We start from the raw sequence: 24281 nt of genomic DNA on the forward strand, positions 1-24281 counted from the left end.
TTTGTTCGATTAATGAACGAGCCGACTCGTCTCGTGACGACGGACAAAAAATGACGGGAGGCCCGTCGGGCGCCGAAGGCTCGAGCGCGGAGGCCGGGTCAGAAAAGCCGGCTCTCGCGTCTTCGCGGCTGCGGCTCGTCTCCTGCGATCGTCGTGCGTGTAATCAATCGTCCGCTCTCTGGCGCATAGGGGGTCACGCGGCGCATCACGCCGGTATTGTCGAAGATCAGCAGATCGCCGACCTCCCATTGGTGGCGATAGACGTAGCGAGGCTGCGTCGCCCATTCCATGAGGTCGCGCAGCAGCATGCGGCCTTCATCCGTGTCGGCGCCGTCCACATGCGAGACCGCGCTGCCGAGCATGAGCGACTTGCGGCCCGATTTTTTGGTCCACACCAGCGGATGGACCTTGGGCGCATGGCTGCGCCATCGACGCAATTCCTCATAGGAGGGCGTGGGATCGATCAGCCATTGCGCCGTCTCGACAGTGTGGACGACATGGAGATCGCCGATCGATGTCTTCACCGTGTGCGGCATTTCTTCCCAAGCGACGCAGATGTTGCAGAATTCGGTCTGCCCTCCCCTCGCCGACAGCCGTCTCGCATTGAGAATGGAGGCTGCGGGCGGCGCATCGTCGGTGGCGCCGTCGATGCGCCAATGGAACGAGCCTCTCACATATTCCGCAGCGGCGGGGCTCGCCGCTTCGTCGAGCGTGATCCGAAACAGGCCGTCATCGCCCTGCGGCGACAGTTCGCCGAGGGTTCGAGTGAAGGCGCGCTGCTGCGCATCGTCGAGATGGAGGCCGCGAAAGACGAGAACGCCGCGCCGCTCCAAAAGATCGCGAATTTCCGTCGCGTGACGGCCGCTCAGCAAGGACGCGGCGTCGATCTCGACCTGTGCGCCAATATTCGGCGTGAGGTCGAGAGCCTGCAATTTCGTTTCGGCCGAGGACGACCTCATGGGGATGTTCTCCGAGCGACAGCAGCCGAATTGACCGGGATCGACGAGTTCGCCCGGCTCGAGATAGGGCGCGGAAGCGATGCTGGAATGGGCGGAACCTCGCCGGGAGTTTCGCCCCCGGCTCACCGCGTCAGAATTAGCGCCTATTTTAAAAACCGTCCAGATGGTTTGTTTATATGCAGACCCCAATGCTGCGCGCTTTCCCGCGTCGAATCAGCGATCTGCTATTCGCTCGACGCGGATGGCGCCGGGGAGCCGTCGGCCGTCTCGGTCCGCTCGGCCCAGGAGGCCTCATCGAGCAGACGATCGAACAGGCGGTCGCGCTCCTCCTCGCCGAGCGGGCAAAGGCCCAGCAGCGCGCTCATCGCCAGGCCGCGCGCCGCCGCCCAGCGCAGCAGCGCCAAATCCTGATCTTTCGCCTCCGCCTTGATCGCCTCCAGCGATTCTGCATCGCTCTCGCGCGCGATCGAGAGCAGGCTCGGATCCTGCCCTAGGGCGCCGAAAATCGCGAAAGCGACCGGTTGCGGCTCGACCAGCGTTTGACGCAGCGTCGCGATTTGCGCGGCGAGATGCGGCGAAGCCTGACCGGCGCCGTGCTCGGCCATATAGGCGCGCGAAAAATCCGCGAAATAGTCGATCTGATGCTCGAGCAGGGCCTTGAGCACGGCCTCCTTGGTGCGGAACTGATGCATCAGCCCGCCTTTGCTGACGCCGCTCTCGCGGGCGATCGCGTCCAGCGTCAAGCGCCCCGGCCCCTCGCGCGCGATGATCGCCAGCGCGGCCTGGATGACCGCCTTGCGGGTTCGTTGCGACCTCGACGCGTTGTCCATGTCCCCTCGCGTGATCTGCGCCGCGCCACAGAGCCGGCGCTCTCTCACATATAGCGCGCTCCGCGATCGGATTGGAGCGTAGCGCCGACATTGGCGCCCACATTGGAGGGACTCCATTCGACTACAGAGCGCGACGTCAGGGAAAGCATTTGCCGAAGGCCGCGAGCAGCCGCGGATCGCCGCGCAGCCTGATCTGGAGCGTGACCAGCGCCCATAGCAGGCTCCGCTCCTTACGCAGAAAGCGCAGCCAGCTCTGCGCATCGGCGCGGATCGACAGATCCGCCTTTCCGACCAGCCCCTCCTCCACCTCGAGCCGGCCATTGGCGATGCGCACGGTGAGATCCTTGCGCTCGGCTCCGCTGAAGGCGAAGTGATAGACCGCCGAGAGGCCGGCCGCCCGCTTCCTCTGAAACCGCAGCGACAGGCCGCGCGCGAAGCTCGCAATGGAGGCGGCGCGCAAGCCATTGGCGACGCGCTTCACGCTCTTGTGCGGAAAGCGGCGCTTCACATAGTCCTCGGCGTCCGAATGCGGCGTCACATAGATCGTCTCCTCCTTCTTCTTCAGCGGATCGACGATGGCTTCCACAAAGCCCTTACGATCGTCGCGATAGGCGCCGATCACATCCTCGCCCGCCGGACAGACGGCGAGACAATAGGCGGCTTTGTAATTCGGCCCATAGGCGAGGCTCTGCCACATGGAGACGGTTTCCGCATCCGAGACCTTGCCGCGATAGGAGGCGGCGCTTTTCGCATCGGCGATCGTCTCCGCCCAATCCATGAATCCGCCCATGAACTCGCGATAATTATGCGTGTAGCAGGCGGCGAAATCGAAGCCTCCGTCCGGCGCTATCGCGCCCGTCGGACAGGCGGCGACGCAGAGCTTGCAGGAGAGGCAGGGATTGTAATCGAGCGGGCGCGAATAGGAATCGAGCGCGACATCGACGACCATCGTCCCGAGCAGAATAAAATTGCCGAATTTCGGATGAATGACATTGCGATGCACGCCCATCTTGCCGAGGCCGGCGGCGACCGCGACGGGCTTATGCGAGATCACCCACATTTTATTGGGCCAGCGCGCCGCCTCCATCGGAAAGGCCATGGCGGGATAGGCGGCTCGATGTCCCAAATCCTCGAGCATTCGCGTCAGCCGATGCGACACCGCATCGGTCTCGTCGCCGACGCGGTGAAACTCGACATTGGCGGACGAGCGCGCGGGGCTGCGGACATTTTCGCGATTCATCCTCATCACGAAAGAGACGAGCGTGCGCGCAAAGGGAAAAGCGGCGAGAATTCCAGCGCGCTCGAAAGCGATCGCCGGATCGTCGATGGAGACGAAGCCGACATCGTCGGCGCCGGCGGAGAGCGCCATCTCGCGCAAGCGTCGCGCCTCGAAAGCCGGGGCGATCGCCGGCGACGATTGCGTTTCGTGAGCTTCGACAGACATGTGCATATGCCCCTTTTTGCTTGCGCGAAAACTGGACCGCGAGCCTTCACGCTCGCTCTCGCTCCACCCGGAACATCACTCTTCCTGAACGGCGGCGGCGAGCGCGCGCAGTTCCGCGACGAGATGCGCCAATCTCTCGGCGCCGAATTTTGCTTCCGCCTTGGTCTGCGCCGCGCGCCACAGCGGCAGCGCTATGGCCAAAGTGGCGCGGCCCTGCTTGGTCAGCGTCACCTCGCGCGTGCGGCGATCCTCGCCCGCCTTCACGCGCAGCAGCCCACGCTTTTCCATCACCGCCAGATTGCGCGCGAGCGCACTGCGATCCAGCACGAAAGCCTCGGCGAGCTTGCTGACCGTCCAGCCTTCCGCCATCGAGCAGGCGACGAGCAGAGAATATTGCGTCGGCTCGAGATCGAGCCCGGAAAGACTCTCCGCATAGAGCTTGCCGACCGCGCGCGCCGCGCGCCGCACATTGGCGACGGCGCAGCTTTGCGCGCAAGCGCTGACTTCGGCCGGATCGGGCTCGTTCATAAGATAGGTGCATATGCCCCTATCGTGCCGACGTCAAGCACGACGAGGCAATCTGGTGAAGGGCAATTACCCTCGCCCTCATGCTGAGGAGGTCGCGCAGCGACCGTCTCGAAGCACGAGGGCGAGCTCCAGAAGGCGGAGCATGAAGCTCAGGCGATGACGGTGAGACGCCGCGCGGCGCGCGTCACGCCCGTGTAGAGCCAGCGCGCGCGATGCTCACGAAAGGCGAAGGATTCGTCGAAGAGCGCGACATCGTCCCATTGCGAGCCCTGCGATTTGTGCACGGTGAGGCAATAGCCGAAATCGAACTCATCCGTATCCTTGCGCTGCGCGTAAGGAATCTCGGCGTCGCCGCCTTCGAAGAATTGCGGCAGCACGCCGACGCGCTGGAACTTTCCCGCCATCTCCTCGGGCTCGACGAGCAGGCGCACCTTGCCGCGCCGCAGAGCGCCGGCGCTCTTCACCTTGAACAGCGCGCCATTGAGCAGGCCCTTCTTGCGATTATTGCGCAGGCAGACCAGCTTCTCGCCCGATTGCGGCAGCGAGCCAGTGAAGCCGCGCAATTGCCGCAGGCGATTATTATAGGCGCGGCGCGTGCGATTGAGCCCGACGAGCACCTGATCGGCGTTGGTGACGAGCGCAGGGTCGAGCGCGTCGCGCCGCACCACTTGCGTCTCGCCATAGACGCCATAATCGAGCCGTCCGCCCTCGCGAATAATCATGGAGAGACGCACGATCGGATTGTCCGCCGCTTGGCGATGCACTTCCGTCAGCATCACATCGGGCTCGGCCTCGGTGAAATAGCCGCCGCCCTTCACCGGCGGCAATTGCGCCGGATCGCCCAGCACCAGCACTTTCTTGCCGAAGGAGAGAAGATCGCGGCCGAGTTCCTCATCGACCATGGAGCATTCGTCGATGATGATGAGCTTGGCTTTCGCCGCGTCGCTGTCCTCGTTCAGCTCGAAGGCGGGCTCCTCCGTCTCCGTATCGGTGGCGCGATAGATGAGGCTGTGAATCGTGCGCGCATCCTTGCAGCCCTTGGAGCGCATCACCAACGCCGCCTTGCCGGTGAAGGCGCCGAAAACGACATCGCCGTCGACGCTCTCGGCGATATATTGCGCCAGCGTCGATTTGCCCGTGCCGGCATAGCCGAACAGACGAAACAGCTGCGCGCGGCCGTCCTTCAGCCATGCGGCGACGGCCGAGAGCGCGCGCTCCTGTTCATTGGTCCAGACGGGCATGGGGTTCTTGACGATTCGTGGATGATCGGGCCGACAGGATGACGAAAGCCGCGAGCCGCCGCAAGTGTCGTGAACAGCCGTTGTCGTAAGCCGTCCTCATGCAGAATGGGCGCTTCCTTCTCCCGCCTGCGGGAGAAGGTGGCCCTCGCGTCAGCGAGGTCGGATGAGGGCTCACTGCGGCGGCCGGAATCACGGAATATATTCACGGCCCCTCATCCGACCTCGCTTCGCGAGGCCACCTTCTCCCACAAGTGGGAGAAGGAGTCGCGCGTCGAGGCCCGCGCGCTATTTGTTCAGCTTCCCCTTCACCACTTTCGTCCCCGCCTTGCCCGCCATCGATCGCGGCGCGGGGCGCGACAGCGGCCGCGCTTCGCCGCCGCCGAAATTATGCGGCCCCATATCGGCGTCGGTCGGCTTGCGGGCGCGCGTGCCGGAGATCGCGGGCGCCTCCCCTCCCCGCCCGCGCGGGCGCATCAGCGGATTGGCCTCGGCGAGAAGCTCGGCGCGTTGCAGGCGCGAAATCTCGTCGCGCAACCGCGCGGCCTCCTCGAAGGCGAGATCGGCGGCGGCCGCCTTCATGCGCTTCTCGAGATCGGCGAGCGTCGCCTGCATATTGTGCCCCGGCGCCAGTTCCGAGAGGCCGGCGTCCACGGTCACATGATCCTGCTCGGCGAGCGAGCCGAGAATATCGGCGATGTCGCGCTTTATGCTCGCGGGCGTGATGCCGTGCTCGGCGTTATAGGCCTGCTGCTTGGCGCGGCGGCGGTCGGTCTCGTCCATGGCGCGCTTCATCGAGCCGGTGATCGTATCCGCATAGAGGATCACGCGTCCGTCGACATTGCGCGCGGCGCGGCCGATCGTCTGCACCAGCGACGTCTCCGAGCGCAGGAATCCTTCCTTATCGGCGTCGAGAATGGCGACGAAGCCGCATTCGGGAATGTCCAATCCCTCGCGCAGCAGATTGATGCCGACGAGCACGTCAAAGGCGCCGAGGCGCAGATCGCGAATGATCTCGATGCGCTCGATCGTGTCTATGTCCGAATGCATGTAGCGCACGCGCACGCCATTCTCGTGCAGATATTCGGTCAAGTCCTCCGCCATGCGCTTGGTCAGCACGGTGACGAGCGAGCGATAGCCGGCGTCGCTCACCGCCTTCACCTCGCCGAGAAGATCATCGACCTGCGAACGCGCCGGGCGTATCTCCACCGGCGGATCGATGAGGCCGGTCGGGCGAATGACCTGCTCGACGAAGACGCCGCCCGTGCGCTCCAGCTCCCAATCGCCCGGCGTCGCCGAGACAGCGACCGATTGCGGACGCATCGCGTCCCATTCCTCGAAACGCAAAGGACGATTGTCCATGCAGGATGGCAGGCGAAAGCCATATTCGGCGAGCGTCGCCTTGCGGCGAAAATCGCCCTTGTACATGGCGCCGATCTGCGGAATGCTCACATGGCTCTCGTCGGCGAAGACGATGGCGTTATCGGGCAGATATTCGAACAGAGTCGGCGGCGGCTCGCCGGGCTTGCGGCCGGTGAGATAGCGCGAGTAATTCTCGATGCCGGCGCAAGAGCCGGTCGCCTCCATCATCTCGAGATCGAAGCGCGTGCGCTGCTCCAATCGCTGTGCCTCGACGAGACGACCAGCATTGTTCAGCTCGCCGAGCCGTCCGCGCAATTCGTCCTTGATCGCCTTGATCGATTGCAGCAGCGTCGGGCGCGGCGTCACATAATGCGAATTGGCGTAGACCTTCACGAATTCCAGGTCTTGCGTCTTCTTCCCCGTCAGCGGATCGAACTCGCAGATCGACTCCACCTCATCGCCGAAAAAGGAGATACGCCAGCCGCGATCTTCATAGTGGGCTGGGAAAATATCGACCGTATCGCCGCGCACGCGAAACGTGCCGCGCGTGAAATCGGAGCCGATGCGGCGATATTGCAGAGCGACGAGATCAGTGACGAGCTGGCGCTGCTCCAATTTCTCGCCCAGGCTGACGCCGAATGTCATCGCCGTATAGGTCTCGACAGAGCCTATGCCATAGATGCAGGAGACCGAAGCGACGATGATGACGTCGTCGCGTTCGAGCAGCGAGCGCGTGGCGGCATGGCGCATGCGGTCGATCTGCTCGTTCACCGAGGATTCTTTCTCGATGTAGGTGTCGGTGCGCGGCACATAGGCTTCGGGCTGATAATAATCGTAATAGGACACGAAATATTCGACGGCGTTATTGGGGAAAAAGCTCTTGAACTCGCCATAGAGCTGAGCGGCGAGCGTCTTATTGGGCGCCAGCACCAGCGCCGGCCGCTGCGTGCACGCGATCACCTGCGCCATCGTGTAGGTCTTGCCGGAGCCGGTGACGCCGAGCAGCACCTGATCGCGCTCATTCGCCTCTATGCCGGCGACCAGCTCCTCGATCGCCTGGGGCTGATCGCCGCGCGGCTCGTAATCGGAGACGAGATCGAATTTGACGCCGCCTTCGCTCTTCTGCGGCCGCTCCGGCCGATGCGGCGTCCAAGGCTTCTTCTCGCGCAGATTGGGATCGCCGAGCTTCAGCAGTTGCTCGAGGCTCTCCATCGTCGCCGAAACGCCGCCCGCCCCGCCGAGATCGAGCCTGTCGACAAGCTCGCCATCGACCGCGCCGGCGTCATAGGCCGCCTGCGGCGCCTCCTCGAAGCCAGCCTGCCGCTCGGCGAGGCCCGGATTGAGCAGCGCCTGCAAATGCGGCGCGATCGGCGACACCTCGGGCTTGGCGGCCTTGGCGCGCGTCGGCTTCGCGGGGTTTTTGGGCTTTTTCGGAGGAGAGGCCATGGCCGCGAATATGGCCCCGGAATCGCGCTTTTGGAAGCGAAAAGCGATCCGCCGCGCCGGTCTCACGCCGGCTCCTCGGCCCCCACCCTTTCTTGCGCTCCGCCACGCCGCGCGCCCTCCTCATCGGCCTGCCGCTGGCGACGCCACATAGCGGCATAGGCGCCGTTCTTCTCCAGCAATTGCCGATGCGCGCCGCGCTCGACGATGCGGCCGCGATCGAGGAACAGAATTTCATCCGCATCAACGACGGTGGAAAGGCGATGCGCAATGACCAGCGTCGTGCGGCCGCGCGAGACGCGCGCCAGCGCCTCTTGAATCTCATGCTCCGTGAAGCTGTCGAGCGCCGAGGTCGCCTCGTCGAGAATGAGCAGCGGCGGGCCTTTCAAAATCGTGCGCGCAATGGCGACGCGCTGCTTCTCGCCGCCCGAGAGCTTCAGCCCGCGCTCGCCGACCTGCGCCTCATAGCCGTCGGGAAGCGAGCGGATGAAGCTGTCGATCTGCGCGAGACGCGCCGCCTCGCGCACCTCCTCCATGCTCGCGTCCCAGCGGCCATAGCGTATGTTGTAGGCGATGCTGTCGTTGAACAGCACCGTATCCTGCGGCACCATGCCGATGGCCTCGCGCAGCGAGCGTTGGGTGACGGCGGAAATATCCTGCCCATCGATGGTGATGCGTCCCGCCTGCGGCTCGTAGAAGCGGAACATCAGCCGCGAGATCGTCGATTTTCCCGCGCCCGAGGGGCCGACGATGGCGATGGTCGCGCCGGGCTCCGCAGTGAAGCTCACGCCCTGCAGGATCGGCCGCTTGCTGTCATAGGCGAAGACGACATCGTCGAAGACGATGCGCCCTTCCCTCACCTCGAGGTCCTGCGCGCCGGGACGATCGGCGATCTCCGGCTGCTGCGACAGAATGGCGAACATTTTTTCTATGTCGACGATCGCCTGCCGCGTCTCGCGATAGAGCGTGCCCATGAAATTGAGCGGCTGATAGAGCTGGATCATCATGGCGTTGACCAGCACGAAATCGCCGACGCTGTTGCGCCCGCTGCGCACGCCCTGCACGCAGAGGACCATCATGACGGCGAGGCCGATCGTGTAGATCACCGCCTGTCCGGCGTTGAGCAGAGCGAGCGAAATATAAGAGCGTATGCTGGCGTTCTCATAGATCGCCATGGATTTGTCATAGCGCTCCGCCTCGCGCCGTTCGGCGACGAAATATTTCACCGTCTCATAGTTCAGCAGGCTGTCGATCGCCTTCACATTGGCGTCGACGTCGCTCTCGTTCATCGAACGGCGAATGGCGATGCGCCAATTGGTGGCGACGAGCGTGTAGCCGAGAAAAGCCGCGATCGTCGCCATGGCGACCAACGCATAATCCCAATCGAATTGCACGCTGAGCACACCGACGACGAGCGCGAACTCGACGATTGTCGGAACCGCCGTCGACATCACGAGCCGCGTCAGCGTCTCTATGCCGTCGCGACCGCGCTCCAGCACGCGCGTCAAGCCGCCGGTCTTGCGGCCGATGTGAAAGCGCAACGACAATTGATGCATATGCACGAAGACGTGATTTGCGAGGCGCCGCACCGCATGCATGGCGACGGCCGCGAAAAGCGCGTCGCGCGCCTGCGTCAGCAGCGCATAGAGCGCCCGCAGCACGCCATAGAGAATGGTGAAGCCGACGGCGCCGCCGAGCAGCGTCGGGACCGCCGCATCGCCGGCGAGGCCGTCCGCCGCCCATTTGAAGGCGAAAGGAACCGCCATGTTCACCAATTTTCCGACGAGCAGCAGAGCGAGCGCGATCAGCACGCGTCGCTCGAGGTCGCGGCGGCCTTTCGGCCATATATAGGGCCAGAGGTTGCGAATGGTCGCGACGAGGGAATCGCGCTGAAGCGGTTGTTCCAGCGTCTCGGCCGCCCCATGTAATGAAACTTGCGCCGAAACCTGCTCTTCTTCTCCATCGACCTGTCGCATCACCCTTTTCCAGTCCTTCCCGTGGAGGCGCCGCTATGACATCCGGCATTCATATAAGAGGTTTGGAGCGCGAACGCACGAATGCAACGGTCACGCTGCCGATCGGTGCCGGCCTTGACGCCGCGGCGTCGGCGAGCCATCAAGCAAAAATGAACGACATTCGAAAAATCGAACGTGTCTGCGTCTATTGCGGCTCCTCCACCGGCGATGATCCTATCTACGTCCATGCTGCGGAAGCGCTGGGCGCGGCGCTGGCGCGCGAAGGCATGGATCTCGTCTTCGGCGGCGGCTCCTGCGGCCTGATGGGCGCCGTCGCGCGCGCCACTCTGGCGCAGGGCGGCAAGGTCACTGGAATTATTCCGAGCTTTCTCGACGAGCGCGAGATCGCGCTCTCCTCCGTCACCGAGCTGGAGGTCGTGCCGGACATGCATACGCGCAAGCGTCTGATGTTCGAGAAGTCCGACGCTTTCGTGGCGCTGCCGGGCGGCATAGGCACGCTCGAGGAGCTGACCGAGCAATTGACCTGGATACAGCTCGGCCGCCACAGCAAGCCGCTCGTCATCGCCGACATCGGCGGCTTTTGGAAGCCGCTGCTCTCGCTCTTCGCGCATATGCACAACGCCGGCTTCATCCGCCCGGGATATGAGGTGCGCTATCTCGTCGCCGAGCGCATAGAGGATGTGATCCCCATGCTGCGCGCGACGCGCGTCGCCAAGAGCGAAGGCGACGAGGCGGCCATAGAGAAGCATTTTTGAAGGCGCGCGACTAGACCGCGCCCGATCTGACCAGCTTATAGACGATGGCGTCGACCAGCGCCTCGAAAGACGCGTCGACGACATTGGGCGAGACGCCGACGGTGGACCATATCTCCCCCTTGGCGTCCGCGCATTCGACCAGCACGCGCGTCACCGCATCGGTGCCGCCCTGAAACACGCGCACGCGATAATCGACGAGCTTCACATCCTCGATGAAGGATTGATATTTGCCGAGATCCTTGCGCAACGCCACATCGAGCGCATTGATCGGACCATTGCCCTCGGCCGCGGAAATGGTCGAGCGCCCGTCTATGCGCAGCTTGACGATCGCCTCGGCGCCCGCCTCCTCCGCGCCGATATTGGCGCCGAAGCGGCGATCGACGGCGACGCTATAGCGCTCAATGTCGAAATAATGCGGAACCTCGCCGAGCACGCGCTTGGCGAGCAGATAGAAGGATGCGTCGGCGCCCTCATACGCGTAGCCTTGCGCCTCCTTCTCCTTCACCTCCTCCAGCAGGCGCGTGAGCCGCGGGTCGTCCTTCGCGAGCGAAATTCCCAATCGCTCCAGCTCGGCGACGATATTGGATCTGCCGGCCTGATCCGACACTAGCACGCGGCGCTGATTGCCGACACTCTCCGGCGGCACATGCTCGTAAGTGCGCGGATCGGTCAGCACGGCGGAGGCGTGAATGCCGGCCTTGGTGGCGAAGGCGCTGGCGCCGACGTAAGGCGCGTGGCGATTGGGCGCGCGATTGAGCAATTCGTCGAGCGCATGGCTGGTGCGCGTCAAATGCGTCAGGCTCTCGCGCGTCACGCCGATCTCGAAACGATCCGAGAATTCACTCTTCAGCAGAAGATTTCCGATGATCGTCGTCAGATTGGCGTTGCCGCAGCGCTCGCCGAGCCCATTGAGCGCGCCTTGAATCTGCCGCGCGCCGCCGCGCACCGCGGCCAGCGAGACGGCGACCGCCTGCCCCGTATCATCATGCGCATGTATGCCGAGCTTGGCGCCTGGAATGACGCGCGCGACCTCCGCCACGATGCGCTCCACCTCATTAGGCTGCGAGCCGCCATTCGTGTCGCAGAGCACGATCCATCTCGCGCCGGCCTCATGCGCGGCATTGGCGCAGGCCAGCGCATAATCGCGATTGTCCTTATAGCCGTCGAAGAAATGCTCGCAATCGACGAGCACTTCCTTGCCGCGCGCGACGGCGGCGGCGACAGATTGACGAATGCCGTCGAGATTATCCTCGAGCGTGGAGCGCAACGCGACGCGCACCTGATAGTCCCAGGCCTTGGCGACGAAGGTCACGCAATCGCAATCGGCGTCCAGCAGAGCGGCGACGCCGGGATCGTTGGACGCCGAGCGACCCTGCCGGCGCGTCATGCCGAAAGCGGCGAAATGCGCCTTCAAGGGCGGGCGTTTCGCGAAAAACTCGGTGTCCAGCGGATTGGCGCCGGGATAGCCGCCCTCGATGTAATCGAGGCCGAGCTCGTCGAGCATTGCGGCGATCTGGCGCTTGTCGGCGAGCGAGAAATCGACGCCGGTCGTCTGCGCGCCATCGCGCAGCGTCGTGTCGAAGAGCGTCAGCCTCTCCCGTGTCATTGCGTTGCAGCCTTGCTCTCGAGTTGCTTCTTCATCGTGGTGTTGCCGAGCCATTCGCCGCGCAGCTCGCGCATGTTGCGCTGATAGGCGACATAGCCGCGCGCGGCGAAGAAATCGCGCGCAGCATCGGAAGCGTCGACGCTGATCTCGCGCGTTCCACGCGCGGCGGCGAGCTTTTCCATGGCGTCGGCGAGCGCCGAGCCGACGCCGCGCCGCGCCGCGCGCGGATGCACGTAGAGCATGTCGAAGAGACTATTGTCGCGCAGCGCGGCGAAGCCGGCGATCTCGCCGTCGAGCGAGGCGACAATGGTCAGCGCGCCGGCGAGCTTCTTGGCGAAAGCCTCTTCGTCATCGGCGGCGGCGGCCCAGGCGGCGAGCTGGTCCTCGCCGTAATCTTCGGCGGCGAGCGTCTCTATGCTCGCGCGAAACAATTGCGCGAGGCGCGGCGCATCGGTCGGCAGAAAGGGACGAAGCCCGGGAGCGGAAGCGGAGCGCGCCATGGCTAGATCAGCTCGAAAGCCACGAGCACATGCCATGCGGCGACGGCTGCGAGCGCGAGGATGATGAGCTTGAACACGAGATAAGACGCCCAATGCCCCGGAAAGGGCAGAAATCTGCGCCAGTCGTTCTTAAGCATGGGCGTGGTCTCCAAAAGGCGAAATCTCAGCGCGAGATTCCTTCTCCCACTCGTGAGAGAAGGTGGCCTCGCAAAGCGAGGTCGGATGAGAGTCCGCGAACATATCCAACGATTCCCGCCGCCGCAGCGAGCCCTCATCCGACCCGGCCAAAAGCCCGTCGCTTGCGACGGGCGTCCTCTTGGACGCCCTATGGCCGGGCCACCTTCTCCCCCAGAGCGGGAGAAGGAGTCGCGCGTCTTGATTGTTGGAAATCGATCGGGATTCGTGAGCCGTCGTCATGGAGGTCTCACTCCGATCGAAACGCGCAATCGTCGCGCGCGCATCCTTCTCCCATTTATGGGAGAAGGTGGCCTCGCAAAGCGAGGTCGGATGAGGGTCCGCGACGATATCCAACGATTCAAGTCGCTGCAGCGAGCCCTCATCCGACCCGACTTCGTCGGGCCACCTTCTCCCCCAAAGCGGGAGAAGGAGTCGCGCGCTGAGATCGTTGGATAATGTTCGGGCGCAGTGAAGCCTCATCGCTTCACCTCCCATGTCGTCGTGCCGTCCTTATTGTCCTTCAGCGCAACGCCCATGGCCGCGAGCTTGTCGCGTATGCGGTCTGACTCGGACCAGTTTTTCGCTGCGCGAGCGGCGAGACGACTCGAAATCAATGCGGAAACCTGCTCCGCATCCACCGCCTGTTTCGTCTCGCCTTCGACCCATTGCCGATAGGCGCGAATATCTATGCCGAAGAGCTTCAACGCCCCATCGAGCGCGGCGGCGTCCAGCTCGTGCAGAGACGCCAGAGCCAGCGGCGTGTTGAGATCGTCGGCGAGCGCATTCAAAACCTCGCCTGCTGCCGTGGGCCCAGCGGAGACCTCGCCGATCTGCGCGCTCCATTTGCGCAGGCTCGCCTCAGCCTCCTCGAGCGCCTTCACGGTGAAATCGATCGGCTGGCGATAATGCGTGCGCAGCATGGCGAGGCGCAGCACCTCGCCCGGCCATTTCCGCCCGCCGAAATTCTCCGTGTGCAGAAGCTCGTTTATCGTCACGAAATTCCCCAGGCTCTTGGACATTTTCTCGCCCTCGACCTGCAGGAATCCATTGTGCATCCAGTAATTCGCCATCGCCTCATGGCCGAAGGCGCAGCGCGTCTGGGCGATCTCGTTCTCGTGATGCGGGAAGACGAGATCGATGCCGCCGCCGTGAATGTCGAAAACCTCGCCCAAATGCTTCCACGACATGGCCGAGCATTCGAGATGCCAGCCGGGCCGACCGCGGCCCCAGGGCGAGTCCCAGCCGGGCTCGCTCTCCTTGGAGGGCTTCCACAGCACGAAATCCATGTCGCCGCGCTTATAGGGCGCGACATCGACGCGGGCCCCGGCGATCATCTCGTCGAGCGGGCGGCGCGACAAGCGGCCATACTCCGGCATGGACGGCACGTCGAACAGCACATGGCCGTCCGCCGCATAGGCGTGGCCGGCGGCGATCATCTTCTCTATGAGGGCGATCATCTCGGCGATATGCTCGGTCGCGCGCGGCTGCACGCTCGGCTCCAGGCAGCCGAGCGCCTTCACATCCTCTTGGAAGATTTTATTGGTGCCCTCGGTCAGCTCGCGGATGGTGATTCCGCGTTCGGCGGCGCGCGCGTTGATCTTGTCGTCGACGTCGGTGATGTTGCGGACGTAAGTGACATGATCGGCGCCATAGAGATGGCGCAGCAGGCGAAACAGCACGTCGAAGACGATGATCGGCCGCGCATTGCCGATATGGGCGTAGTCATAGACGGTGGGGCCGCAGACATACATGCGCACATTCGCCGGATCGAGAGGACGGAACTCCTCCTTGGCGCGCGTCAGCGTATTGTAGAGCTTCAGAACGGGAGCGTCGGACGACATGAATTTCCCCTCGGCCTGCCGGCCCGGGGCGTCATTGCGTGTCATGAAGAGAGACGTGACGGCTCCGGCCAGCGATTGGGCTAGCTGATAATGATCCGACAAAGGATGCAGGAGTGGAGCGTGCTCGACATGGTTCTAACATGCGCGCTCCGCGGCCGTCCGTCAAGTCGCAGACTCGGCCCGTCCTTCGCCTCCGCTCCCCCCGGCCCGCCCCCTCGCCCGCTCTGCGCACGGCCGCGAGCGCGGGCTTGCCAGATACATCGTTCCACGATATGAAATACATCGTAGAACGATGCAATTGCGGACGCGCCCCGCGTCGGCGATCGCGCCCGTTCGCATCCCGACGGCTCAACGCCGGCGGCCGCCCGTTATTCCCTCTCGAGGCGACCGATCCACGGAGAAAAGCGGGATGTGGCGCGCGCCGCCTTCGACTGCCCCGCAGGTCGAAGGCGGCGCGCTGAAACGACCGAAGAAGGCCCGGACGCCCTCGCGATCGGCGCGAGCGACGTATCGAGAGGCCCGCAATTGGAGGAAACGACAATGAAAATCCGCTTCGTCTTCACCCTCGCCCTCATCACCGCCGCGGCCGGCGCCGGCCTCGCGCAGGCGACGCCGCGCCAGCTCGGCGATCTCGGCTTCTCGCCGCGCCCGATCGAAAAGGTGAGCTGCGACAATCGCGGCGACGACAAGCAGGCGCGCTGCATGGAGAGCTGCGACGAAGCCTGGATCAAGGCGACGCAGGCCTATAATGGCAATATCGACAAAGCCAAGGTCGACAAGAAGGCCTGCGAGGCCAAATGCGGCTGCTGAACCGCGCAGCCACGCCGCCTCGCGGCTAAGGCTTTCCTTGATCCCTTCGCCGGAATAAGTCACAACAGCCCGCGCCGCGGCCCTACGCCGCGGCGCGGGCTTTTTTCTCGGAACAGGGTCAAATGGCGGAAATCTTGCGCGTCGGCGTCGCGGGCTTGGGCACGGTGGGCGCATCGGTCGTGCGGCTGCTGCAAAGGCAGGCGCAAGCGCTGGCGGCGCGCACGGGGCGCGAGATCGTCGTCACGGCGGTTTCCGCCCGCGACAAGGGCAAGGACCGCGGCGTCGATCTCTCCGGCGCGACCTTCTATGACGATCCCATCGCCCTCGCCGCCGCGGATGACGTCGATCTCTTCGTCGAGCTGATCGGCGGGTCCGAAGGACCGGCGCGCGTCAGCGTCGAGACCGCGCTCGCCAAAGGCAAATCCGTCGTCACCGCTAATAAGGCGCTGCTCTCCGCTCATGGCTCGGCGCTGGCGGAGCTGGCCGAAAGCCGCCATGTCGCGCTCGCCTTCGAGGCCTCCGTGGCCGGCGGCATTCCCATCGTCAAGACGCTGCGCGAAGGTCTCGCAGGCAATTCGATCGAGCGCGTCTATGGCATTCTCAACGGCACCTGCAATTACATCCTCTCGCGCATGGAGGCGGAGCGCCTCTCCTTCGAGGAGTGCCTGAAGGAGGCGCAGCGCTTGGGCTATGCCGAGGCGGACCCGACCTTCGACATTGGCGGCTTCGACACGGCGCATAAGCTGTCGATTCTCGCCTCGCTCGCCTTCGGCGCGAAGATCGCGCCCGAGGCGGTGGAGATAGAGGGCATAGAGCGCGTCACCCTCGCCGACATAGACGCGGCCGGCGAGCTCGGCTTCCGCATCAAGCTGCTCGGCGTCGCCCAGCGCACGGCGCAGGGCATAGAGCAGCGCGTGCACCCCACAATGGTGCGCAAGACCACCGCCATCGCGCAGGTGATGGGCGTCACCAACGCCGTCACCATAGACGCCGACGCCGTGCATGAGCTGACCTTGGTCGGCCCCGGCGCCGGCGGCGACGCCACCGCCTCCGCCGTCGTCGCCGATATCGCCGATATCGCAAAAGGCGTGCGCTCCGCGCCCTTCGGCCTGCCGAGCGCGGCGCTGCGCAAGCTCGAGCGCGCTCCGGCGGCGCTGCATGAGGGCGGCTATTACATCCGTCTCGCCGTGCCGGACGTGCCCGGCGCCTTCGCCGCCATCGCCACCGCAATGGCGGAGCGCAAAATCTCGCTCGAGAGCATCATGCAGCATGGCGCGCGCGCGGCGCGGCGCAGCGGCGCGGCCCAGGTCGGCGCCCAAGTCGGGGTGATTCTCATCACCCATGCGACGACCGAGCGCCTGGTGCGCGAGGCGCTCGACGCCATCTACGCCGACGGCGTCATCGCCGAGCCGGCGCAGGTCATCCGCATCGAGCGCGAATAGCGCATCGCCGGAGAAAAACGCATGGCGCGCCCCGCATCGGCGGCAGAAAAGCCGATCGACCGCAATCTTACCCTCGAGCTCGTCCGCGTCACCGAAAGAGCGGCGGTGGCGGCGGCCCGCTGGCGCGGGCGCGGCGATGAGATGGCGGCCGATCAGGCCGCCGTCGACGCCATGCGCAGCGAGCTGGATCGGCTGGCGATTCGCGGCCGCATCGTCATCGGCGAGGGCGAGCGCGATTCCGCGCCCATGCTGTTCATCGGCGAGGACGTCGGCGCCGGCGGCGGCCCTCGGGTCGATCTCGCCGTCGCGCCGCTCGAGGGCTCGACGCTCTGCGCCAAGGATATGGCGGGCGCGATCTCAATCGTCGCGATCGCCGCGGCCGGCTCGCTGCTCTATGCGCCGGATGTCTATATGGACAAGATCGCCATCGGCCCCGGCTATCCGCCGGGCGTCGTCGATCTCGACAATGAGCCCGGCGCCAATATCGCCGCTCTGGCCGCGGCCAAGGGCGTCGCGGCGCAGGACGTCACCATCTGCATATTGGACCGGCCCCGCCACGCCGAGCTGATCGCGCGCTGCCGCGCGGCGGGCGCGCGGGTGCGGCTCATCAGCGACGGCGATGTGGCGGGCATCATCTTCACCGCGCAGCCGGCGGAGACCGGCGTCGACATGTATCTCGGCGCCGGCGGCGCGCCGGAGGGCGTGCTGGCGGCCGGCGTGCTGCGCTGCGTCGGCGGCCAAATGCAGGGCCGCCTCGTGCTCGACAGCCCGGCCAAGGCGGCGCGCGCGGCCGAGATGGGCGTGCGCGATCCGCGCAAGAAATATGAGCTCGAGGAGCTGGCCTCCGGCGATGTGGTGGTCTGCGCGACCGGCGTCACCGACGGGCCGCTGCTGTTCGGCGTCGTCTTCGGCAAGGACGCCATCGAGACGGAGACTCTCGTCTATCGCTCCTCCACCGGCACGGTGCGCCGCATCAGCGCCCAGCATCGCGTGAGCGGGAAATTCGAATTGGATTGAACGATATTGTCCACGAAAGCCGTTCTGCTTCCCGTCTTCGCGCTCGTCGCTCTCGCTCTGGGGCTGCTCGTCGCTCTCGCGCGGTCGCGCATTCGCGCGCTGCGGAGCAAAGTGGTGAAGCCGGCCGATATTGCGCTCAATCGGAGCTGGCCGGCCCCGATCGCCCAGCTCGCCAATTCCTACGCCAACCAGTTCGAGCTGCCGGTGCTGTTCTATGCGCTGGTCGCGCTGACGTTGGTCACGGAGAAGGCGGATTTTTTATTCGTCGCGCTGGAATGGGCCTTTGTCGCGACGCGCTACGCGCACGCCTCTATTCACGTCGCCAGCAATCATGTGCAGCGGCGTTTCTTCGCCTTCGCGGCGGGCTTCGCGCTGCTCGCCCTGATGTGGGCGATCTTCGCCGCGCGGATCGCCTTTTCCTGACGATCCGCGACGGCGAAGCGAAGCTCAGTATTTGCGGCCGGTCTCGAGCTGGGTCTTGGCGTCGAGCGGCTTCTTCGGCGGCGGGGTCAGATCGGGCTGCGACTGAGCCGCGCAGGCGGCGAGGGAGAGAGCGAGCAGAATGGCGGCGAACGGACGAAGAGAGCGCATCTTTTAGCTTCCGACGGTATGTGTGGAAAACGCCGTGGCTTTCGCGGCGCAACATGACTTCAGCTAGGCTATTGAGGCCAGATTGTGGCCGTGAGCGCTACCATAGCGATTTTCTGAGACTTTTCGCTTTTCCATGGCAATCTCGCCTCCCGAGGCGCGCCGGCGCTGGCCTGCCGGCCCGCGAGGCCGTAAAGCAGAGCCGACATGACCCCCGCCGCACAAGTCTCCGCCGCCATTGAAATCCTCGCCGAGCTCGCCGAGCGCCGCCGTCCGGCCGCCGATGCGATCAAGGATTGGGGGCTTTCGCATCGATTCGCCGGCTCCAAGGACCGCGCCTCCATATCGAGCCTCGTGTTCGACGCGCTGCGCAAACGCGCCTCGGCCGCTTTCCTGATGGGCTCCGACGCGCCCCGCTCCGTCGTCATCGGCGCGCTGCGCGAATCGGGCGGGCAGACCGTCGAGGAGATCGCGGCGCTGTTCTCCGGCGAGGGCCACGCCCCCGCCCCGCTCACGGATGAGGAGCGCGAGCGCCTCGCCACGGCGACGCTCGAGGACGCGCCGGCGCATGTCCGCGGCGATTATCCCGAATGGCTCGCCGAGCGCTTCGACGCCGCTTTCGGCGAAGCCGCCGCCGATGAGGGCCGCGCGCTTGCCGAACGCGCGCCGGTCGATCTGCGCGTCAATATTTTGAAGGCCGCGCGCGAGGACGGCCTGCGCCGTCTCGCGCATCTTGCGCCGGAGCCGACGTCGCTGTCGCCGCTCGGCCTGCGCATCGCGCCGCCGGCCAAAGGGCGCGGCCCGGCGCTGACGGCCGAGCCCGCCTATGTCAAAGGCCTGGTCGAGCTGCAGGACGAGGGCTCGCAGCTCGCCGCTCTGCTCTGCGCCGCCGAGCCCGGCGAGCAGATTCTGGACCTCTGCGCCGGCGGCGGCGGCAAGACGCTGGCGCTGGCCGGGCAGATGCACAATCGAGGGCAGATCTACGCTTTCGACGACGACGGCCGCCGCCTCACCCCCATTTATCCGCGGCTCGAGCGGGCCGGCGCGCGCAATGTGCAGGTGCGCGCCCCGCGCGGAAAAGCCGATGTGCTCTCCGATCTCGAGGCGCGCTGCGGCCTCGTGCTGATCGACGCGCCCTGCACCGGAACCGGAACCTGGCGCCGCCACCCCGACGCCAAATGGCGCCTCGCCCCCGGCGCGCTGGAACAGCGCATCGCCGAGCAGCGGGAGCTGCTGGACAAGGCCCCGCGCTTCGTGAAGCCGGGCGGGCGCGTGGCCTATGTGACCTGCTCGCTGCTGATCGACGAAAATGAGGCGCAGATCGCGCGCTTTCTCGAGGGACATGCGGATTTTTCCGCCGTTCCGGCCGAGGAGACGGCGGCCAAGGCCGGGCTGCCGGAACTGGCGCGCTTCGCCTCGCCGCATGGGGCCGGATTCCGGCTGACGCCGCGCACGGCGGGGACGGATGGGTTTTATGTGTGCGTGCTGAAGCGCGGGTGAATAACGAAATTTGTCAAAGCTCGTTATTGCGCTATCTTCGGCCCGAGAAACCTTTTTCCGAGCGAGCCCATGCGAGCGACCCCATGAATGTCAGCCTCACCCCAGAGCTCGAGCGGCTGGTGCATCAGAAGGTGCAGACCGGCCGCTACACCTCCGCGAGCGAAGTGGTGCGCGAAGCGCTTCGCCTGATGGAGGAGCGCGACCGGCTGGAGGCCTGGCGCAAGGACGAAATCCGCGCGCAGATCGCCGCCGGCCTCGCGTCGCTGCGGGCCGGGCGAGGCGTGGACGGCGAGGAGGCGTTCGATCGGCTGGAAGCGGAGATCGACGCCGAGGAGCGGCGTAACACCGAGTGAGCCACTTTCGCCTTTCGCCGGAAGCCCATAGCGATCTCGAGGCCATGAGGCGCTATCTGACCCGCAAAGGCGGTCCGATGCTCGCCCGGCATGTCCTGGGCGAAATCCGCCATGCGCTACGCTTCATCGCCGAAAATCCTGAGGCCGGGCATAAAAGAGAGGACCTCACCGACGAGAAGGTGAAGTTTTGGCCGGTCTTTTCCTATTTGATCGTCTATGAGCCGTCGATGCGTCCAATCGGAATCGTGCGCGTCATTCACGGAGCGCAAGACGTCGAGACGATGTTTTCCGAGAAGCCCCCGCAAATGTGAGCGGCCCTCCGCGCCAGAGGCTTCGCCTTTCGTCTCGCGCGCCGCGCCAAGGCGATCGGGCGAACGCGAAGTGTTGATTGAAGAGGCGTTTCCACCTCCCCCTAGAGGGGGGAGGTCGAGCGCCGAAGGCGATCGGGAGGGGGTGACGCCCGGAGTCTTCGCCGGTGAACCCCACCCCGTCCGGCTATAGCCGGCCGACCCTCCCCCTAAAGGGGAGGGTGATCGCGCCCCTTTCGGCATTCACCCGATCGCCCAGCCGCGCCGCGCTCTTGCGCATTGCCGACGACGAGAGGTAGTCACTACCTCTCACGCGCCCCCACACACGAAAGACCAGCATGACCGCCACTGAGAGCTTCCACCACGACATCGCCGATCGCCACGACAAGCTGCTGATCGTCGATTTCGGCTCGCAGGTGACGCAGCTCATCGCGCGGCGCGTGCGCGAGGCCGGCGTCTATTGCGAGATCGCGCCCTTCCAGAGCGCCGAGCGCGCCTTTGCCGAAATCCGCCCCAAGGCGGTGATCCTCTCCGGCGGCCCCTGCTCCGTCACCGAGGACGGCTCGCCGCGCGCGCCGCAGAGCATTTTCGACGCGAAAATCCCCGTGCTCGCCATTTGCTACGGCGAGCAGCTGCTGGCCGCGCAATTGGGCGGCGCGGTGGAGGGCGGCCATCATCGCGAATTCGGCCGCGCCGAGATCGGCGTCGTCGAGGAGAGCCCGCTCTTTTCCGGCGTGTGGGAAAAGGGCGGCCGCTATCCCGTATGGATGAGCCATGGCGACCGCGTCACCCGCCTGCCGGAAGGCTTTCGCGTCATCGCCGCCTCCGAGAACGCCCCAATGGGCGCCATCGCCGACGAGGCGCGGCGCTACTACGGCGTGCAATTTCACCTCGAGGTGGCGCATACGCCGGATGGCGCGAAGCTCATCTCCAATTTCGTGCACAATGTCGCTGGGCTGAAATCCGACTGGACCATGTCGGCCTTCCGCGGCGAGGCGATCGAGGCCGTGCGCCGCCAAGTGGGCTCCGGCCGCGTCCTCTGCGGGCTTTCGGGCGGCGTCGATTCCGCCGTGGCCGCCGTGCTGATCCATGAGGCGATCGGCGATGCGCTCACCTGCGTCTTCGTCGATCACGGCCTGCTGCGCGGCGGCGAAGCGGAGGAGGTCGTCACCCTCTTCCGCGATCACTACAATATTCCGCTCGTGCATGTGGAGGCGCAGGAGCTGTTCCTGCAAGCGCTGGAAGGGGTCGAGGACCCGGAGGTCAAGCGCAAGACGATCGGCCGCCTCTTCATCGAGACCTTCGAAGAAGAGGCCAAGAAGATCGCCGCCGACGGCCGCGGCGCGCCGCAATTTCTGGCGCAGGGCACGCTCTATCCAGATGTCATCGAAAGCGTGTCCTTCTCTGGAGGGCCTTCGGTGACGATCAAATCGCATCACAATGTCGGCGGCCTGCCCGAGCGCATGAATATGAAGCTCGTCGAGCCCTTGCGCGAATTGTTCAAGGACGAGGTGCGCGCGCTCGGCCGCGAGCTGGGCCTGCCGGAGGCCTTCGTCGGCCGCCACCCCTTCCCCGGCCCCGGCCTCGCCATCCGCTGCCCCGGCGGAATCACGCGCGAGAAGCTGGAGATTTTGCGCAAGGCCGACGCCATCTATCTCGACGAGATCCGCAAGGCCGGTCTCTATGACGTGATCTGGCAAGCCTTCGCCGTGCTGCTTCCGGTGCGCACAGTGGGCGTGATGGGCGACGGCCGCAGCTACGACCATGTCTGCGCTTTGCGCGCGGTGACGAGCACGGATGGAATGACGGCGGATTTCTATCCCTTCGACATGAATTTCCTGGGCCGGGCGGCGACGCGCATCATCAATGAGGTGCGCGGCGTGAATCGCGTTGTGTACGACGTGACCAGCAAGCCTCCGGGGACGATCGAGTGGGAGTAGGAAGCGGGAATAATCTGAATTGGGTCCTAGCCCGACTTCGCAACGAGCAATGCATTGTTTTCTAAGAAGCGATCCGCAAGGTATGAGTGTTAATCTATCCGCGACAGGAAATAAATAAATGAGCGCCGATCTACCGACCACCCTTCCACGATTAGAATTGCCGCGGCGATGGGAGTTTCTTGAGCAGCGAGCCGCCGATGCCAAGATTGATCCCGCTGAAATCGTTGAGCGCGTGGATGACGCAGCAAATCGTGTTGACGAGTTATTGCGGAGGGTAAGAGACGGCGGAGGAGGCGTTATTGAGGTATTTTATGGCCTTTCTGGATCGGGGAAAACAACATTCCTTCAGACTCTAAGCCGCTTTTTTGTGAATATCCGAGTGAGCACCTTTTCCAACAACCGTCAACTGAGCGATTTACCACGATTTATATCTGCTGACGTAATACCAAACGATCCACGCAACCGAATAATTCTTATCGAACGGCGCGATAACCCCACTGCAGCAGATCTTGCCGCGGTGGAGGAAACTTTTAGCTCACTGCTGAACACCTTTCGAGAACCAGGCGGCGCAGCGGTCGTCTTGTGGCCCATAACCAAACCTGAGAGTGCGAAAGCTGTTGCCGACGCGGCTTGGACCGTCGGCCGTGACTCGATGGCAGACGAAGAGTCCCGAGGGCAATACCATTTCCGTGGCGTTCCAAGTTCTAAATATTGGGATTTAGCGGATAATACTAGCCGATCGCTAACTGGAGACAGTTTAGAAGCCTATGGAATTACAAAAAAAATTGCAGCAGATGTACTACCGGGCTGTGAAACAATTTCTGATTTCTTTGGACGCATCACACAAATTGCGAATGCAGAAAGAGATAGGACATGGTCGGTTTTAAAGGTTCGCTCGATCCCACATTTGTGGGTTGCGTTACCGGGGGACGATCTAAAAGCCCTGAATGCGACTGCGGATGCCTTGACGCAAGGCATTCAGAGTAAGGTCGATATTGATAAAATAGGAGAATTGATTGACCAAGCGGATGAAAGCATTATCTATATTAGCGAGTGGAAAGAGCGCCGTGGGCGCTTGGCTCACCTTCTTAGAGCAATCGATACGAGGCTTTTCGGCGTGCCCGCCAACGTATCTGTTGCGGCGGTGCGTGCGTTCGGTGACACGAATCTCAAGGCAAAATTGAAACAACCGGAAATTAATATCGAGGCAGCAAAAACGGCGATGAAAGCCTCCCGATTGTATAAAGCAATTTTACGAGAAACAGACAAAGAGGTTGCACCATTCGCGGGATCGCGGCGTATCGGACAAGAGACGGTCGATGACTTCATTCGCATTCAGACTGTTGCATCGAAAGACGACAAGCCATTAAACAAGGCTCTTGCTGCTTTGATCGCCGCGTGCCTGCGGGATGATGCCCCTGAACTTCTGGTTACATCAGAAAAGCGGGCTCTTCCGGGCAGTGCTCTTCAACCAGATATCCAGATCGAGTTGCGGCCTGGCGAATTCATTTGCATAGAGCCGACGTGGCGTACAAGTGGACGAGGATTGAATGGCGAGATTAAAGAATCACAAAACACTCTCTCCGAAGCACATATGAAGAAATACATGCTGGAAAAAGCCACGCAATACGTGAAAGGGTTCGGTCTTTAGGCGTGTACGCACA

At 64.2% G+C, this 24281-nt stretch carries 22 protein-coding genes; 10 read left to right on the forward strand and 12 right to left on the reverse strand.

Annotated features, from left to right (window positions below; translation table 11 throughout):
* Window positions 1-98: 98 nt before the first annotated feature.
* From METLW4_RS0109705 to METLW4_RS0109735, 7 genes are all read right to left on the reverse strand, one after another.
* Window positions 99-959: a TauD/TfdA dioxygenase family protein gene (locus METLW4_RS0109705; RefSeq protein WP_018266006.1), complete on the reverse strand. Its 861-nt coding sequence runs from the start codon at window positions 957-959 to the stop codon at window positions 99-101.
* Between the two features lie 224 nt (window positions 960-1183).
* Entirely contained in the window at window positions 1184-1789 is a 606-nt protein-coding gene (locus METLW4_RS0109710) for a TetR/AcrR family transcriptional regulator (RefSeq protein ID WP_018266007.1), read from the reverse strand.
* Window positions 1790-1925: 136 nt separating this feature from the next.
* Window positions 1926-3233 (reverse strand): SCP2 sterol-binding domain-containing protein, encoded by a 1308-nt coding sequence (locus METLW4_RS0109715; protein WP_018266008.1) that lies wholly within the window; start codon window positions 3231-3233, stop codon window positions 1926-1928.
* A 75-nt stretch (window positions 3234-3308) separates the two neighbouring features.
* Window positions 3309-3761: a MarR family winged helix-turn-helix transcriptional regulator gene (locus METLW4_RS0109720; protein WP_018266009.1), complete on the reverse strand. Its 453-nt coding sequence runs from the start codon at window positions 3759-3761 to the stop codon at window positions 3309-3311.
* A 149-nt stretch (window positions 3762-3910) separates the two neighbouring features.
* Window positions 3911-5002: an ATP-dependent DNA helicase gene (locus METLW4_RS0109725; protein ID WP_018266010.1), complete on the reverse strand. Its 1092-nt coding sequence runs from the start codon at window positions 5000-5002 to the stop codon at window positions 3911-3913.
* 285 nt (window positions 5003-5287) lie between these two features.
* On the reverse strand, window positions 5288-7807 hold the full coding sequence (gene uvrB, locus METLW4_RS0109730) for an excinuclease ABC subunit UvrB (RefSeq protein WP_026191396.1): 2520 nt from the start codon (window positions 7805-7807) through the stop codon (window positions 5288-5290).
* 62 nt (window positions 7808-7869) lie between these two features.
* Window positions 7870-9780, reverse strand: a complete 1911-nt coding sequence (locus METLW4_RS0109735; protein WP_018266012.1) for an ABCB family ABC transporter ATP-binding protein/permease — start codon at window positions 9778-9780, stop codon at window positions 7870-7872.
* Window positions 9781-9929: 149 nt separating this feature from the next.
* Between METLW4_RS0109735 and METLW4_RS0109740 the strand changes: the two genes are divergently transcribed.
* The gene (locus METLW4_RS0109740; protein ID WP_018266013.1) at window positions 9930-10535 is read left to right on the forward strand and encodes an LOG family protein; all 606 of its coding nucleotides are present in this window, start codon (window positions 9930-9932) and stop codon (window positions 10533-10535) included.
* Window positions 10536-10545: 10 nt separating this feature from the next.
* Here METLW4_RS0109740 and cimA read toward each other — a convergent pair whose 3' ends face one another.
* From cimA to cysS, 4 genes are all read right to left on the reverse strand, one after another.
* Entirely contained in the window at window positions 10546-12141 is a 1596-nt protein-coding gene (gene cimA, locus METLW4_RS0109745; protein WP_018266014.1) for a citramalate synthase, read from the reverse strand.
* Window positions 12138-12641, reverse strand: coding sequence for a GNAT family N-acetyltransferase (locus METLW4_RS0109750; RefSeq protein WP_018266015.1), 504 nt, complete (start codon window positions 12639-12641; stop codon window positions 12138-12140). The genes cimA and METLW4_RS0109750 overlap by 4 nt, the downstream gene beginning before the upstream one ends.
* Before the next feature lie 2 nt (window positions 12642-12643).
* Window positions 12644-12778, reverse strand: coding sequence for a hypothetical protein (locus METLW4_RS28760; RefSeq protein WP_018266016.1), 135 nt, complete (start codon window positions 12776-12778; stop codon window positions 12644-12646).
* A gap of 516 nt (window positions 12779-13294) precedes the next feature.
* Window positions 13295-14659 (reverse strand): cysteine--tRNA ligase, encoded by a 1365-nt coding sequence (cysS, locus tag METLW4_RS0109765; protein ID WP_026191398.1) that lies wholly within the window; start codon window positions 14657-14659, stop codon window positions 13295-13297.
* A 540-nt stretch (window positions 14660-15199) separates the two neighbouring features.
* Between cysS and METLW4_RS0109770 the strand changes: the two genes are divergently transcribed.
* The 4 genes from METLW4_RS0109770 (at window position 15200) to METLW4_RS0109785 (ending at window position 18351) form a co-directional block, all read left to right on the forward strand.
* Window positions 15200-15469: a hypothetical protein gene (locus tag METLW4_RS0109770; protein WP_018266019.1), complete on the forward strand. Its 270-nt coding sequence runs from the start codon at window positions 15200-15202 to the stop codon at window positions 15467-15469.
* Between the two features lie 122 nt (window positions 15470-15591).
* Window positions 15592-16911 (forward strand): homoserine dehydrogenase, encoded by a 1320-nt coding sequence (locus METLW4_RS0109775; RefSeq protein ID WP_018266020.1) that lies wholly within the window; start codon window positions 15592-15594, stop codon window positions 16909-16911.
* Between the two features lie 21 nt (window positions 16912-16932).
* Window positions 16933-17928 carry a class II fructose-bisphosphatase gene (gene glpX / locus METLW4_RS0109780; protein ID WP_018266021.1) on the forward strand — a complete coding sequence of 332 codons (996 nt, stop codon included), beginning with the start codon at window positions 16933-16935 and terminating at the stop codon, window positions 17926-17928.
* A 6-nt stretch (window positions 17929-17934) separates the two neighbouring features.
* On the forward strand, window positions 17935-18351 hold the full coding sequence (locus METLW4_RS0109785; protein ID WP_018266022.1) for an MAPEG family protein: 417 nt from the start codon (window positions 17935-17937) through the stop codon (window positions 18349-18351).
* 24 nt (window positions 18352-18375) lie between these two features.
* On the opposite strand, the gene METLW4_RS28285 is transcribed toward METLW4_RS0109785, so the two are convergent.
* Window positions 18376-18519, reverse strand: a complete 144-nt coding sequence (locus METLW4_RS28285; protein WP_018266023.1) for a hypothetical protein — start codon at window positions 18517-18519, stop codon at window positions 18376-18378.
* Window positions 18520-18723: 204 nt separating this feature from the next.
* Between METLW4_RS28285 and METLW4_RS0109795 the strand changes: the two genes are divergently transcribed.
* The 5 genes from METLW4_RS0109795 to METLW4_RS27730 all read left to right on the forward strand — a co-directional run bounded on the left by METLW4_RS0109795 (window position 18724) and on the right by METLW4_RS27730 (window position 24268).
* Window positions 18724-20016 carry an RsmB/NOP family class I SAM-dependent RNA methyltransferase gene (locus tag METLW4_RS0109795; protein ID WP_018266024.1) on the forward strand — a complete coding sequence of 431 codons (1293 nt, stop codon included), beginning with the start codon at window positions 18724-18726 and terminating at the stop codon, window positions 20014-20016.
* A gap of 83 nt (window positions 20017-20099) precedes the next feature.
* The gene (locus METLW4_RS0109800; RefSeq protein ID WP_018266025.1) at window positions 20100-20369 is read left to right on the forward strand and encodes a type II toxin-antitoxin system ParD family antitoxin; all 270 of its coding nucleotides are present in this window, start codon (window positions 20100-20102) and stop codon (window positions 20367-20369) included.
* Complete coding sequence (locus METLW4_RS24540) at window positions 20366-20680, forward strand: type II toxin-antitoxin system RelE/ParE family toxin (RefSeq protein ID WP_018266026.1); 315 nt, start codon at window positions 20366-20368, stop codon at window positions 20678-20680. The genes METLW4_RS0109800 and METLW4_RS24540 overlap by 4 nt, the downstream gene beginning before the upstream one ends.
* 335 nt (window positions 20681-21015) lie before the next feature.
* A complete protein-coding gene (gene guaA / locus METLW4_RS0109815) occupies window positions 21016-22617 on the forward strand; it encodes a glutamine-hydrolyzing GMP synthase (RefSeq protein ID WP_018266028.1) in 1602 nt (533 codons plus the stop codon).
* 118 nt (window positions 22618-22735) lie between these two features.
* Window positions 22736-24268 carry an ATP-binding protein gene (locus METLW4_RS27730; protein WP_157235022.1) on the forward strand — a complete coding sequence of 511 codons (1533 nt, stop codon included), beginning with the start codon at window positions 22736-22738 and terminating at the stop codon, window positions 24266-24268.
* Window positions 24269-24281 lie beyond the last annotated feature (13 nt).

The organism is Methylosinus sp. LW4 (assembly GCF_000379125.1).
GTDB lineage: Bacteria > Pseudomonadota > Alphaproteobacteria > Rhizobiales > Beijerinckiaceae > Methylosinus.